We start from the raw sequence: 14,293 nt of genomic DNA on the forward strand, positions 1-14,293 counted from the left end.
GTGTCTCGTCGTCGAGATCGGGCCGGGCGAAGAACCGTGCGGCGGTGTCCGGGTGTTCCCGCTCAGTGAGAGCTGCGGCGACAGCGCGCTGCTGCGTCAGAGACAGGGTGGGGGTTTCCGCTAGCGCGTCCCAGAAGGAGTGCGAGTGCATGAGGCCAGAACATAGCTGCTTGCACTGACAGTGGTAGGTGTCGCCGGGTCTCGGCCGCATCTCTTCGGGCCGGCGGGGGCAGGTTGGCGGAGGGTGGTGACTGCCCATTCGCGGCTGGAAGTTGCTGGTGACGCTGCTGTCAGGGGGCCGCGTTGTCAGAGCCCCCGCCTAGCCTTGTGGCCCACAACTCGGCTCAGGCACAGGGGGTTTGCGTGACGATCGACGGTGGGCGGATTGCCGCTCGCGGGTTTCAGTACCAGTATTTGCGCACGGTGGAAGCCCTGCTGGCCGCTGCGGGCGACGCAGATGTGGCAGGGTGCCGCATCGAGGGGCCCGGGAGCACGGTGTCCGTACAGCATGCGGATTCGGTCGATTTCGATCTGACCGATGCCGCCGGCTGCTCGCTGATGGCTGTACAGGTCAAAAGCGCCGCAGCGGGCAGGACAGTGAGGGCACGCGAGGCCGTGTCAGTGCTGGTGCATCTGATCACCGGGTTCGAAGCCCAGCAGTACCGGTTGATCACGTCGGCGGCACCTGACGAAAGCTGTGTGCGGCTGGCCGAGCTGCTGCGCCGACATGGCGGTGATGTTCCGCTGTTCAAAGCGGAGTTGAAGGATCTTCTGGCGCGCGCACCCAAGGTGTGGGAAATCTGCCAGGCACTGCCCGAGCAGCACTGGGAGCGGCTGGGGCGTGCCGGGATCGAGTTCGACGGCCGCAGTGACAGCCAGTTGAGGGAGGACCTCAACACGGCGCTGCGCCAGGAGCGGGAGCGTGAGCGACGGGGGCTGGCGCGCCGTTCTGGAGGGCTGGTTCTGGGCTATCTGGTGGCCGAGGTCATGCGCCGGGCGGCTGACCCTGATCTGGCGCACTGGGACGTGGAGGACTTCCGGCGATCGGTACTGGTCGGCGATGCCGAGCTGATCTCGGCCGTGGGCCGGCAGGATTTCGGGATCGTGTATGGGCAGATGCCGCCCGTTCCTGAGATCGAGCGCGCGGATCTCGTCGACCAGATCGGAGAGTTCCTTTCGGGCGGCGAGGGCAGTCCGGGGGGTGTGAGGACGTGCGTCATCACGGGTCTGTCGGGGCTGGGGAAATCGAGCCTGGCTGCGGCGCACATCGCTGGCCACGCCTACCGCTACGACGCCGTGTTCTGGGTGGACGCCGAGAGCGAGGAAGCTCTGGTCGCCTCGTTCGCTCGCGTGCTGGCGCATCTGACCGGTGCCGGGGAGCCGGCCGAGGTGAGGGATCCGCGGCTGCTGCGCGAGCGTGTGCACGCAGAGCTGCAGTCATTGCCAGGACCGTGGCTGATGGTGTTCGACGACGCGAGCGTGTCTGTGGCCGATGCCTGGATACCGCGGCGCGGGCAGGGGCGGGTCATCGTCACGGCGCTGGGCGGACACTGGCGCGGCGCGCAGGGGCACATCGAGCTGGCTTCGATGAGCAGTGAGGAAGCCCTTCGCTTGCTGCGGCTGCGGCTGGGCTTGAGTGAGAGCGAGGCAGCCCAGCATGCGTCGTCGCTGTCGGACCTGGTGCGGACGCTGGAATACTGGCCGCTGGCGATCGAGGTGGCCTGTGGTTATCTGGTCACCTGCCGCATCGGAGTCGAGCGTCTTTCCTCCTACACGGACACGTTGATCGCCCGAGCCGCGGACGACGAGCGGTCCGTGCCTGACGGCTATCCCAGGACACTGGCGGCAGCCGTCGCGCTGAGCATGGAACGTCTGATCAGCAGCGCCCGCGCACGGGGCCTGCTGCAGACCACGCTGGCCACGGTGGCGGCGTTGTGCTGGCTGGGCCCGCGCCGGGCGCCGGTGCATCTGGCACTGGCGAGCGCGTTCGTCGGCCCGCAGGACCTGCCTCCGGCACCTGGATGGGTGGTGTTCGACGAGGCGCAGGTCCCCGTACGCGAGATCATCCGCGAGCTCCTTGATGTCTCCCTCGTGCGGTACGACGAGCCGTTGCCGGCCCGGGGGGAGATCTTCCCCGGCAGTGAGGACACCGTGTCGATGAACGCGGTGCTGCAGGGCATCCTGATCCGGCAACTGCGTTTGACACAGGCGAGCATGGTCGAAGGCCTGTCGCATGTGGCCTGTCACACCGACCGCTGGTTGCGCGGGGCCCTGCTCACCGGGCAGGCAGAGCGCTCCTGGGAACTGGCCCAGCACGCTACCGCGCTGGTCGGGCATATCCGCGCAACACAGACTGCCGACGGGAACACGGCGCTGCTGATGGGCAATCTCGCAGCGTTCCACCATGCCCACGGCCAGTACGACGCCGCGCACAGCCTGCTTGAACTGGAACTGGAATGGCTCCAGCATGCTGGTGACCCCGACGAGGGCCTGACCGCCCAGACACACACCCTGCTCGCTCATATCATCCAACTGCGCAAGGAGGCCGGCGCCAGCAAGCCGATTGCTGCCCATCTGCGTCCCGTGCTCTCCTATCTGCGCCAGCTCGACGGACCGCCACCTGAGCCGGTCGCCCATCTCGCCATCAAGGCATCGGTGATCCTCCAGACCCATCTGCGGGATGCCCCGGACGACGAGCTGGCGCAGTTGCTGCGGGACTATCGCGCGCTGGCCGATGCACAAGAACCCAGCAAGACCACCCAAGCGGCCAAGGACCTCCTCGACATCCAGGACCTGCTGGAAGAGGGAGCCGCCGAGCGGGCCGAGCAGGCCGCTGCGCTGGCTTTGTCCCGCAGCACCGATCCGTGGTCTCCCGCGACGGCCGACCTCAAGCGTCTCCTCGTCGAAGCGCTGGCCAAGCAGGACAAGTGGGAGCAGGCCGACGCCGCGCTCAGTGACTTCCTCCCGTATTGCGGACCTCACACGCTGCACGGGTTCGCCGTGCACCATCTGGTGCACAACGTCGGATGCGTATGTGCGTGGAAGTGGGTGGTTCAGGGCGAGCAGCGGGCGGTGGAGCTGCTGGGCCGCCTGCTCGAGGACACCGGCATCGCCGAAAACCCGGCGTTCGAGACCTCCACCGATGAGGCCCGGTTCATTCTGCTCCAGGTGGTGCACGACAGCTGGCGGGCCATGAACGGAAGCGGACAGGGCGCAGGGTTCCTGCAGTTGATGCGCCGGCTCACCGACAAGACGTTCACCGATCCGCATGACCCGGACAACGTGTGGGAGCGGATCTATGCCGGGCTGGCGCCTCGGCTGTCGGCCGTGGTGGACGAGAACCTGCACCGTCAGTATCAGGCAGCGGGCGAGGCCATCCTGTCAATCGGCGTCCCGCTGCTCAAACAGGATCCCATGCTCAAGGAGGCCTACGAGACGGCCCGCTGCCACGCTGTGCTGGCGCTGTCCACCGACCGGCTCTACAGCAGCATCGCGGTGAACTCCACCGTCGACCTTCTGCTGCCGGAAGCGCGGAAGTTTCTGCCCGGCCCCCGGCCGCTCGTCATCCTCCAGCCGCACAAGATGCTCGGCGCCACCTCACCCGACACCGGCAAGTCCATCGAGCTTCAGATCCACCGAGCCTGCGACAGGGGCCTGCGCCGCCTCGTCGGGCCGCACCCCGTCATCCCCTCGCCCGAGCACCTGGCCCTCGTCCTGATCGGCCAGGAGCTGATCCTCGAACACGACGACGGCACCGTGATCGCCCGCTCCTTCGTACAAGCGCCCGGCCCATGGCAACGCGCCGCCCGCTCCCGCCGCAGCGCGCTGGTCTTCTACGGCTACGGCTTCGACATCCACGACACCACCGCACACCGCAGGCTCATGGTCTCCCCTGCCGAACTCAGCCGCCGTATCACCGACGCCAGCGACAACGGACTCCTCGCCGCAGCGTCCGTATCCGTCCGTCTCCCGCCGGCACCTGCCACACCGTCCCGGCCGCCAGCCACAGTCCGCAACCAGCCCCGTAAAACCACGCGGAGTGGCCGGCGCAAGCCCCGTCAGTGAGACAGGGGTGCGCCCCTCAGCACGTTGAACGCACCTTCTGGCGCGGTCGTCCTCGGGAACACTCCCACCACTGGCCCCGCCCCGACGGCGCCACACTCTTGATCGACAGTGCCCGGAACAATGCAGCCGTCCCTGCCCATCACATCGTGCGCAGCCGCGCCTCGGGTGCCGCCCCGTCTCCGGACCGTGCGCCGCGCGTTAGGCGTCCACGTGCGTGGCGAGTACCTTCCGGACGGGGGCGGCGATCGAGTGGCAGGCCTCCAGGACAGCCGCGGCGGCTCCCCCCTCCAGGTCGTCCGCCGGTGAGCTGGCCGACGGCCAGCAGCAGGAAGCGGGTGTGGTCCCCGCGCCAGGTCGGCATCAACTCCCCGCCCATCCGGACGGCGTCCAGCCGCCTGCCCGGTCGGGGCTGGCCGGCGGCCCGCAACGGCCTTTCCTGGTGAACGCTCTGGTCGGCGTCGGCTTGGAATGCCTGGCCATAATGACGCGTTCCGCGGACGGCATCGGCTCGGAGTCCCGCCGCCCACCGTGCCGATCGCCTGATTCTGCAGCAACATCCCGTGAAGGCAAGCGAAGAGCATGCCGGGAAGCATTTAGACGCGTAGTCCCGCACGACCTCACCGCCCGGTCGGCACACTCTGAACCAGCCACCCACGAGCCTGCAGTGCCTCGAGATGGGGCGCGATGCGCGTCCGGTGCGCGGCGAAGACCAGGAGGTGTGTGGGGCGGGTTGCGCCCACGAAGAGCAACTGCGCTGCTTTGCGACGGGTGATGGGGGCGTCAGCCACATCTTTCGACTGCGCTACCAGCGCGAGTGTCTCGTGGACGTCGTACTTGCGACCGCGGCTGTCGAGGCATTCGAGGATGAGGGTGGCTGCATGCGTCTCGCCCTTGGCTCGCTGGATGGAGGTGGCCACCGACCTCATTGAGGTCCCGCTCTTCCTTGCGCGCGTGGCAGATGACCGCGGCGGCTGCGACTGCGGCCGGGGCGTCCTGCGGATGCAGGGGCCGAACGGAGAGTTCCCGGTGCTGATCCTGGTCTTCCGAGAGGATCACGCGGTCGTCCATCTGATGAGTGACACCGAGCGGATGTCTCTGCTCGTAGGAGACGGCACCGTACCCTCGGGTGCCGAGGTCGAAGTCCCGATCACGGACGACCTCGCCGCGTTCACGGGCGACTTTGTTCTGGACATCGATCGGGCGTGGGACCTGGTGCACGACTTCACCCAGGCGCGGGCGGCCGGCCCTCTGGGTGAGTGGCGTGAGTTGTAGCTGGAAGCTCGTGACCCGATCATGATCGGTGCCTCTTCAGCCGCCTCCAGCAGATGAGGCCACAGGCCAATGAGACGAGGCGTCGTGGAGTTCGGTTCGGCGTTCCCAGCGGACGGCCAGGCGCTTGAACTGGTGCAGCAGGGCGAAGGTCTGTTCCACGACGTAGCGGAGCTTGCCCAGGCCCTTGATGCTCGGGGCGCCTTTGCGGGAGATGACCCGCAGGATCCGGCGACGTCGCAGCTCATGGCGCACGGCCTTCGAGTCGTAGGCCTTGTCGCCGAGGAGCGAGTCGGGGCGTCTGCGCGGGCGGCCGGGCGAGCTCTTACGAATGAGCCAGACGGCAAGAAATGAGCCAGATTCCAGTCCGACCTGAATAAACGTGAAGTTCACCTCGAAGACTGCATGCGGCCGAAATCCATCGACAAGATCAACAGCAAAGTGGTTGAAATGGGCACACCATGCACACTCTTACAGGCAGCACGTGGCCCTCTTTGCGCCTCCTGTCATGACGGGATGTATCTTGCGCAAGAAAAATCTGCAACGTAACTTTCACGTTGTCAGTCCAGTTGCCACGTAAGGAGTTGAGATGCTTTCTCCGATCGAAGAGACCGCAAAGACCGGTCTGAGCACCGACGACGTCGACACCGAGAAGCTCATCGCCCCGATCTTCGAGATCGAGGTCTCCGAAGTCGAGCCGGCTCAGATCATGCCCAAGCAGGGCTGTATCCGATAGAACGCAGTTGACGGCGGTGGGTCAGTGCTGCCTCTGCGGCACTGACCCGCTTCTTTTCCGTCCCCACTCCGGGACATCACTGGTGAATGGAACGCAAAATGCGCTCTCCTATCCCTCTCGTGAGGGCAGCGCAACCTCGAGATGCGCAAGAGGTGGCCGAAATCCAAGTCGTCACCTGGCGACAGGCTTACAGCGAAATCCTTTCTGCAGAAGAGCTGGAAGCACTGGATGTCTACAGGTCGGCAGATTTTTGGCGTGAGCAGATGGCCTCCTCGACGGTGGCAGGTACGCAGCTCCTGGTGGCACAGTCAAGCGATCAAGTCGTGGGCTTCTCGTCTTTCGGACCAGTCCGGGACGAAGACCTCAAGGGTGATCGCGTCATGGAGCTCTACGCCCTTTACGTGCATCCTTCGCTCTGGAGCGCTGGAGTGGGGCACGCCTTGATGTCAGCGACCGCCCAGTACTGGTCGGAGCAAGGCGTCGCCGAGGCGACTCTCTGGGTTTTTGAACGCAACGATCGCGCGCGCACCTTCTACGAAAGGTCCGGCTGGCGACTCGACGAGCGAGTCCGGCCCACCGGAGAGAAGCCTGCCGAGCTAGAGGTCCGCTACAGGCTCCAGGCAAGACACATCTGACATGCCTAGGTGACTCGACATCTCAACCCGGGTACCACGGAGGCTGTTTACCTGTAAGGAGAGCACTTTGCTTATCAGCCAGCAGCACAAGCCGGCCCACGTCCATCTGAACGGACCCGCGTCCCGTGCGCTGGCGGGGCACTCCGAGTGGCGGCTCCTTTGCACTGCTGTTCGCCAAGGTGCCGCGCACAGCGAAGTCTTTGAGCGTTTCACGGCTGTCCGCTCTCATCTCGCCGTTGCAGGAATAAGCGAAGGGCTCCTCAACGGAATTGCGACAGGTTTACACGGAGGTTCCTGGGACGACGCCGTCAGCGCGTTCACTCGCTCTCGCGGGCAACAGGTGAACTTCTATCTGGGTCCCATACGCACTTCTGACGATGGTCCGTCGAGCATGGGGCTTATCATCCTCGAGCGTCGGCCTCATGCCGCGCAGACGGTAGCCATGCTGGAACAGGCTGCGAACCGAATCGGCACGGCGATGTTCGGTGTTCCATGCTCCTTTATGGACCGGCTGGTTGAGTTCTACGACATGACCGCTGCGGTGGGCCCTTTCGAAGAAGCCGGAGCAAGTAGCATCGCCCTCTTTACCCCGTTCTACTTCGACGGGTGGTCAGATGTCGCCCGCCAGCGCGAGAACCGCCGGTCTTTGATCTTGCACAACATAATCCGTGCTCGGTTCGACCTTCTCACCAGGCCCTTCCTAGACGGTCTTCGCATCGATACGCGTCTCTCGTCACTGTGTGATGCCTCAGACCAGCAAATCGACGATGCTTTCACGCTTTGGCTCACCCTGCACGAGATGATGCACGCGAGTGGTCCCATGCCTCTCTTCGCAGAACCGGGCCACAAGCTTTCCCTCGGCATGGACTACGGGCCAGTCGAGGAAATGCGAACGGATATGAGCGCCTTCGTCGCTCTAGGGGTCCTGGAAGGGGAGCTAGGCGAACGTGCCCGGCTAGCCCAGGAGCTAGTCCTGGCTGAGCGGCTATTGCGGTCCGTGCGGGTAGGCAACGCGCTGGACCCGGAGGCGAACGGCATCGGAAAGTCGCTCGACGGAGAACATGGCTGCCTCTGGGCCGCCGCGCTTCACGTGTCGGGCGCGCTCCGTGTCGAAGCGGGACAGATGCATGTCGACTGGGAAGATGCACACGCAGCAGTTCGCGTCGTCCTCGGTGACATCTATGCGGGAGAGTCAGCTGCTCGTAACTCCCTCGACGCGCCCCAGGAACTCAGCAATCAGGCCGCCGGCCTCCGCCGGAAGGTGTTCACCGAGAGCGGCCAAGGCTACGCCTTGCCGGTGGCGCTGGAGCGGCACTACCGCACGGTCACCGGTCCCGACCGGATCGTTTTGACCTTCCAGGACTGCTGAAGATTTCGACCACTACCTCAGACAAGGAAACGGTGCGTTGAAAGTTCGATGTGCGCTTGATCTCCAGATACGCAGCGTCGCTGGCGATGTCTACCTGAGAAGCCCTCGTGAAGCCCGTTCGTTCGGCGGCGGCACGCTCAGCGACACGCACCTGATGGTCTTCCTCAGTGAACTCCAGGAGTGGACCTCGATCGATGCGGCCGCAGAGCGCATCGCCGCGCTTACGGGGGTGACCGCTGCAGTTGCTCGACCGGAGGTGGATCGCCTGCTCGCAGCGGCCATTCTGGTCAGCGATGACGAATCCGGTGAGCAACGTCAGCTGTTCTCCGGCAAGGCGCTGTGGGACGAGTACGGATGGGGCGATGCATTCGCCTATCACGCATCGACCGATGCAATTCCCCGCATCGACTACAGGCACCAAGACGGGCAACGTCAGGATGTGGCGCTGATGCGCGAGTACTCTGCTGTGGAGGCGCCGCCGCCCGTCTATATGACCGCTGTCTCGTCGCGCATCACGCCACTCCCAGAACCGGGGCGAACGCTCGGTGTCTCAGTGAAGGCCGCGTTGGATGAGCTCGCCCTCGAAGCAGCTGAGGCCGCTCCCGAGCTGGACGCACTGACCCTGTCACGGATCCTGTGGTTCGGCTTCGGTCAAACCGGAACCAAGAAGCTGCCGGTGACGGGTGAGCACATCACCAAAACCAGCCCCTCCGGCGGAAGTCGGCATCCCACGGAGGCTTACGTCTTCGCCTTGAACGTGGCTGGCCTCGCCCGCGGTGTCTACCACTACGGCGTGAAGAACCACGAACTCGAACAAATCCAGGACGGCTTGGACGAGGACTGGGTGGCCGCAAACATCATCGGTGTGCCACGGTGGCGCATCGCTTCGCCAGCAGCCCTCATAGTGCTCACCACACGTGTACAGGTCAGCATGTACCGATACCGCGAAAGCAATTCCTACCGCGTCCTGCACTACGACACAGGGCACGTACTCGAAACTGCGTCTCTCGTCTCACGCGTGCTCGGTCAGACGGCTTTCCGTGCCTTCTCCATGAATGAACAGGCAGTTGCTGGTTTGCTCGGAAATGACAGGCTCATGAACCCGGCGATGTCGTTCATGGCCATCGGTTGGGAGGCCTGACCTCTATGACTATGTACCGCCTTAACGACTTCATGCGGATTCGCCTCGGCTCTCCGGTGATCTTTGATCTCCTCTTGGAGCGACGGTCGGTCAAGGTGCCGGACGTCCGCGTCCTGTCCCTGCTCGGACGGGTACGACAGCGCATGAGCGAACCTGACCTGATCAAACTGTCCGCTGACGTGTTCGGCTGCGATGCCGCGGCAGCTGAGAGCCTCGTGACCAAGCTCATCGCAGCCGGCGTCCTGCAGGACGCCGACCACGAACACGAGCTGATGCCCGAAGTCCACGAGTGGAAAAGGTACGGCTGGCTCGACGCACTGGTGCTGCATTGCCTCTCGGAGGGCCAGAACTACTGCGACGTCGTCGATGCGGCCGATCCTCACAGCCCCGACGACGTACTGCAGGAACGGATCGCAAGGCACGGTCTCCCGGCGTTCTGGAAGCAGATCGACACCGACCGAGTCATCGTTCTCTCCGAACCGCGCGAATACCCTCCGCGTGACCTGGGAGAGGTTCTGCTGGCGAGGCGTACCCACATCCCCTGGTCGGGCGAGGTGATGGATGCCAAACAGGTCAGCCGCGTACTGCTAGACGCCAACAAGCCGCTCGTCGCGATGCGGCGCCGTGCAGAAGAGGAGTACGTCGCACGACCGTCCGCGCTCCTCGAGAATGCGTACGCGGACATGGAGACGTATTTCGTCTCGTTCGACGTCGATGGAATCCCACCAGGTCTCTACCACTACGACCCGGCCGGGCACCGCCTTTCGCTGGTCCGAGCAGGAGATCTCCGGGAGGAAGTTCGCACTGCGTTCACGGGGCAGGAACGAGCCAGCAGCGGTTCCTGCGCGCTGCTGCTGTCAGCGGTGTGGGAACGGCACATGTTGCGCTACGAGGGCGACCCGCGGGCCTACCGCACCTTGCTGACCCTGGTCGGGCAGTTCGCCCAGCGCTACCTCGTGGCCCTGACGGCCTTCGGCTTCACGACGTTTCCGACGCCCGCACACCAGCCGGTTCTGGCTGATGACCTCATCGGGACCAACCGGTTCGAGGAGTCGAGCCTCTACCTTATTGCCGCCGGCTAGCAGGGATCATGGACATTCCAACTGACTACTACCTGCAAGGCGCTCTGGCGTTTCACGAACAATCCACGTACGGAAACTATCCGGAACCGCGGCCTGCCGACCTGTGGGCGCATACCAGGGCTGCAACCGAGACGCAGCCTCAGGCCGACATGGCGGTTGCGTGCCCGGACGATGTGGAGCATCTGGACCGCATCTTGCGTGCCCGTCGTTCCCGGCGCACACGGTCCACGAGGGTGGCCCAGGAGACACTGGTCGGTGCCTTGACCAGTGCCATGGCTGCCTCTACCACTGGCTTGCGGCCCTACCCGAGCGCCGGCGGCTGCTACTCCGTCTCCGTGTACTGCTACGTGAGCGACATAGAGGGAGCAGGTCCCGGGGCGTACCGTTTCGACCCGTCAGTACGATCCCTACTTTCCCTTCCCGCCAAGGACGCCGAGAATCCGGTCTTGCCGGACCTCTCGGATCTCCTCCGCACAACCGTGCTCCGTGCAGACACCGTGCAGGCGGTTCTGCTTCTCGCTGCCGACATGAACGGAGTCGGCGCGCGCTATGGGGAGCGCGGCTACCGGTACGCGCTGCTCGAAGCCGGTCACCTGGCCCAGAACTTGGCGCTGGCGTTCGACACCCGGGGCGTCGCCCACTGTCCTCTCGGAGGCTTTTTCGACGATGTGGCGCGGCATCTGTTCGCCTTGCCGGATGCGCTCCATCTTCCGCTCTACGCGATGGCTCTCGCGTGACGCACCGACCTGGCCTTCCCAAACTTTCGCTTCCCTCGACCGATTGCCGCTCCTGTGGAACTCTATGGGCGGCAGAGGCACACCCGTTCGTCGCCACAAGCACCGGTGTGTCGCAGACTTTCGTGGTGCATCCCGACTGCTGGGAGCATCCGCATGGAGACGAGCGGTGGCAGGCCCTCGACTTCAAGCCCGACGGGCTGGGCGTTCACGCTCCTTTCGGACCTCTGCTTCTGCAGCAGGTGGTGGAGGATGCGAGTGCCGGGGTGTGGTCGTCGGACGTGCTCGTGACGGTTCCTTGCGGGACGCGTGGGTTTCCCGCTGTTGTCGGCGGTGGCCTGGCCGCCACTGCAGAGCAGGCTCTTACCCTGGGCTGGATCGAAGCATTTGAACGGCGCTGCTCGTTCAGGCGGCCGCGGGAGCAACTCGTCTTCGCGGTGCAGCCCCCGGGCCTTGCCATGTCTGAGGCCGTCGCCGAAGAAGCTCCCATGTGGTGGACCCAGGCGCACGGGTTGGACGGCGAGCCCACCTGGCTGCCGCTCAAGGAGGCCGTCCTTGCCTCCCAGTGGCGAGGCACACCACCCGTCGCTACGGACACGACGGGCATGTCCGCACACACGTCCAAGGAGCGTGCGATTCTCCACGGATTGCGTGAATGGCTGGAACGTTCGGTGCTACACAGATGGTGGACACAGCCGGACAGTACCCGCTGTTCCATCCACTCCCGCATTGCTTCTGACCTGATGCGCGGGACGTCCCTGGCTCTGCCAGACAGTGCGTGCGAGGTCTGGCATCTGCGTCACGGTGACTGGCACGTGGCGGGATGCGTGATTTTCACCGAGCGGAGGATACGCCCCACCGCCGCGTTCGGCGGCGGAACAGCACTCACCGCTGATGCCGCAGTCAACGCCGCTTGGCGAGAAGCCTTCCAAATGCACATCGCTCCTCAGCCTGTGGTGACGCGAGAGGGACAAGTAGTGTTCGGGCCTCCAATCGGCCACACCCCAGTGGACGAGGACTTCCGAATCCGCTTCCTCGCGCAGTTCCCCGCCCGCTCTGACTGTACGGAGCCCGGCAGGGAGGAACCGATCGATCACGGGGAGGAGGCGGGTACCAGGGATTCCATCCTCAAGGTTATCGACGGTCCGGTCGCCACGGTGGACTGCGGCGACGAACTCACTGACGCACTAGGCCTGCATGTTCTGCGCGTGCTCTGTCCCGCACTGCCAAGGTTCACCCCGGACACCCGCACCCCGAGCGGGCTGGCACCTGCATTCCTGGGAGGCTGACATCACTGCCCCACTTCAGGCGTGGACCGTTTCGCCCACCGCGTCCCTTCTGCGCAATGCAAGCAACTGGTTCCTTGATGACCCTTACCAAGGCGCCATCCGGGAACTGGGCATCAGCAACGAGACACTCTGGGACTTCTTGCGCGGACTGGTCGAACTGGGTTCCGTCAACACGGCTGCGGCTGCGGCAGCTGCCATCGCTGCGGGCGTGCCCGAAGCAGCAGCTGACCGCTGTGTGGATTCGTTCCGGCGCGCGGGACTATTGGTGCCGACCACGTCCCACCCACTCCCTCGCGCGGAGGCACCGGTCCTGCAGGACTGGCGGCTGGCCAACCTGGCTCTGCCTGCGGATTACAGGGATCCTGATACACAGGTCATCGATCTCCGGCAGATGGAGGGATTTGCTGCCGCAGAAGCTCCTCCTGCCGTCTCCGTCCAGTGGCCGCTCGGGCTGCGTCGGACCCTTCTGCCGCATCCCGTCCACGATGCGCCTGAACGTCCGCACTATGCATTAGGCAACGTCCTCTACTACAGCAATGCTGTTCTACGGCCAGCGGCCCTCGGCCCCTTGCCCCGCACTCTCCGGGTCCCTCCGTCGCACGGTGCGGCACACCCGTTCGACCTCACCGTCATCATGAACTCCCAGCGCGACGGGAGCTCCGTCACGCTCGGGTACGACCCCATGGCTCACGCGCTGGTGCGCCTTCCTGCCACTTCGATCGCCCCCGTAGCACCCGGCTACGTGCTGATAGCCGTCCATCTCGCTGTACGTCGAGTGCAGTGGCGGTACCGGGCGAGCACCGCCTACCCGACAGTGTTCCTCGATCTGGGCCACCTCCTGCAGGTCATGGAGACGGCGGCCGAGAACCTCAGTCTCGCATTGGCGGAAACACCTGTGCCAGAACAGGCTTCCATCAGCGGGCGCACGCCCCCGCTGGGAGCGGTCGTCGCCCTCCGAAGCCTGCGCACCACTGCAGAGGAAGCGGTGAACCTTGCCGATTGAACCTCTTGCGTCCGAGGTTGCCGTCGCCCTGAAGTCGTTGCAGAAGTGCATGAGCGATCCAGTGGCAGACGGCCTGCCCGAACTCGAACGGTTGCGCGAGGTTGCTGGGGACTGGCTGCGCGAGTCAACCGCCGACGCGCTGCAATATGCCCTCATGACCAGGGACTGGTCACCGGTCGCGGGCGATGCCTGTCGCATTGCCGCTACAGTGCGCGGGCCATCAATCATCGTGGTTCCCCGGGTGCTGGCCGGCCGCACGGTGGGCGAGCTGATCTGCACGAATCACTGGCGGCCTGGTCACACGGCAGTGGCCGAGGCGCTGAACCACGTACCCCATGCCGTTACACGCCTCTTCGGCTACCAGACGGAGCAACACGGCCCGCTCGTCGTCGCGCGCAGACTGCTGACTCCCGACCGCTGCCATGCGGTGGACGCACTGGGCCAGATCCGGCTGTCACTGCCCCCTGGGTCGGCTATGTGGGGGCGTTCACGCGTCACCATCGTCGTCAACCCAACGGGACACGTCGCGCAGCCGACCGCCCGCTGTGACACCCCGGAACAGGTTGTCGCAGCCGTGACATGGTCGACGCTGGCTTGTGCCCTCGCCGGCGAGGGTCCGTTCCGTCCGCAGAGAATCGCAGGACGCCTGGCCCTTGGAGACCAACGTGACCTGGCCGGGGCCTTCCTGGGCATTCTCAGCAGCTTCGTCTACCTGCGCAGGGTGTCGGGCCTCAATGATCTACTCGTGAAGGCAGCGATCTCTCCTGCAGGTGTGCCTGGCACGCCTTTGAGCGAGGTGATGGACTGCTGGGCTAAAGCTGCTGGCGATGGGGCGAATGAGGATTCTCTACTCAGGAGCGCGCATGAGCTGCTCGCTACGGGGATCAAGATCTTGGTGAGGGACGACCCGGACCTGCTTGGCAACTTCACACGGTGGCTCCGCGGTAATTCTCTCGATTCTGGTTGAAGA

13 protein-coding genes are annotated in these 14,293 nt (G+C 65.0%); 11 read left to right on the top strand and 2 right to left on the bottom strand.

Going from position 1 to position 14,293, the window contains the following annotated elements; all coding sequences use genetic code 11:
- Positions 1-363 precede the first annotated feature (363 nt).
- Complete coding sequence (locus Sri02f_RS00005) at positions 364-4,065, top strand: tetratricopeptide repeat-containing protein (protein WP_108999003.1); 3,702 nt, start codon at positions 364-366, stop codon at positions 4,063-4,065.
- A gap of 617 nt (positions 4,066-4,682) precedes the next feature.
- Here Sri02f_RS00005 and Sri02f_RS41595 read toward each other — a convergent pair.
- On the bottom strand, positions 4,683-4,982 hold the full coding sequence (locus tag Sri02f_RS41595; protein WP_167467458.1) for a hypothetical protein: 300 nt from the start codon (positions 4,980-4,982) through the stop codon (positions 4,683-4,685).
- 34 nt (positions 4,983-5,016) lie between these two features.
- Between Sri02f_RS41595 and Sri02f_RS00010 the strand changes: the two genes are divergently transcribed.
- Entirely contained in the window at positions 5,017-5,337 is a 321-nt protein-coding gene (locus Sri02f_RS00010) for a hypothetical protein (RefSeq protein ID WP_245970212.1), read from the top strand.
- A 36-nt stretch (positions 5,338-5,373) separates the two neighbouring features.
- Here the strand turns inward: Sri02f_RS00010 and Sri02f_RS00015 are convergent, their stop codons facing one another.
- The gene (locus Sri02f_RS00015) at positions 5,374-5,727 is read right to left on the bottom strand and encodes a transposase (RefSeq protein ID WP_108999004.1); all 354 of its coding nucleotides are present in this window, start codon (positions 5,725-5,727) and stop codon (positions 5,374-5,376) included.
- Positions 5,728-5,923: 196 nt separating this feature from the next.
- Between Sri02f_RS00015 and Sri02f_RS40975 the strand changes: the two genes are divergently transcribed.
- The 9 genes from Sri02f_RS40975 (at position 5,924) to Sri02f_RS00060 (ending at position 14,290) form a co-directional block, all read left to right on the top strand.
- Complete coding sequence (locus Sri02f_RS40975) at positions 5,924-6,070, top strand: hypothetical protein (RefSeq protein ID WP_159106605.1); 147 nt, start codon at positions 5,924-5,926, stop codon at positions 6,068-6,070.
- A 98-nt stretch (positions 6,071-6,168) separates the two neighbouring features.
- A complete protein-coding gene (locus tag Sri02f_RS00020; RefSeq protein WP_281261877.1) occupies positions 6,169-6,705 on the top strand; it encodes a GNAT family N-acetyltransferase in 537 nt (178 codons plus the stop codon).
- Positions 6,706-6,772: 67 nt separating this feature from the next.
- Positions 6,773-8,074, top strand: coding sequence for a DUF6421 family protein (locus Sri02f_RS00025; protein ID WP_159106607.1), 1,302 nt, complete (start codon positions 6,773-6,775; stop codon positions 8,072-8,074).
- A gap of 37 nt (positions 8,075-8,111) precedes the next feature.
- Positions 8,112-9,215, top strand: coding sequence for a SagB/ThcOx family dehydrogenase (locus Sri02f_RS00030; RefSeq protein ID WP_159106608.1), 1,104 nt, complete (start codon positions 8,112-8,114; stop codon positions 9,213-9,215).
- Positions 9,216-9,220: 5 nt separating this feature from the next.
- Positions 9,221-10,297, top strand: coding sequence for a SagB/ThcOx family dehydrogenase (locus Sri02f_RS00035; RefSeq protein ID WP_159106609.1), 1,077 nt, complete (start codon positions 9,221-9,223; stop codon positions 10,295-10,297).
- A gap of 8 nt (positions 10,298-10,305) precedes the next feature.
- Positions 10,306-11,034: a SagB/ThcOx family dehydrogenase gene (locus Sri02f_RS00040; protein ID WP_108999009.1), complete on the top strand. Its 729-nt coding sequence runs from the start codon at positions 10,306-10,308 to the stop codon at positions 11,032-11,034.
- 107 nt (positions 11,035-11,141) lie between these two features.
- Positions 11,142-12,320, top strand: a complete 1,179-nt coding sequence (locus Sri02f_RS00045) for a YcaO-like family protein (protein WP_159106610.1) — start codon at positions 11,142-11,144, stop codon at positions 12,318-12,320.
- 139 nt (positions 12,321-12,459) lie between these two features.
- On the top strand, positions 12,460-13,323 hold the full coding sequence (locus tag Sri02f_RS40980; RefSeq protein ID WP_159106611.1) for a nitroreductase family protein: 864 nt from the start codon (positions 12,460-12,462) through the stop codon (positions 13,321-13,323).
- Between the two features lie 49 nt (positions 13,324-13,372).
- Positions 13,373-14,290, top strand: a complete 918-nt coding sequence (locus tag Sri02f_RS00060) for a hypothetical protein (RefSeq protein ID WP_159106612.1) — start codon at positions 13,373-13,375, stop codon at positions 14,288-14,290.
- Positions 14,291-14,293: the final 3 nt, after the last annotated feature.

Origin of the sequence: Streptomyces rishiriensis (assembly GCF_003112535.1) — a bacterium.
Classification (GTDB): domain Bacteria; phylum Actinomycetota; class Actinomycetes; order Streptomycetales; family Streptomycetaceae; genus Streptomyces; species Streptomyces rishiriensis.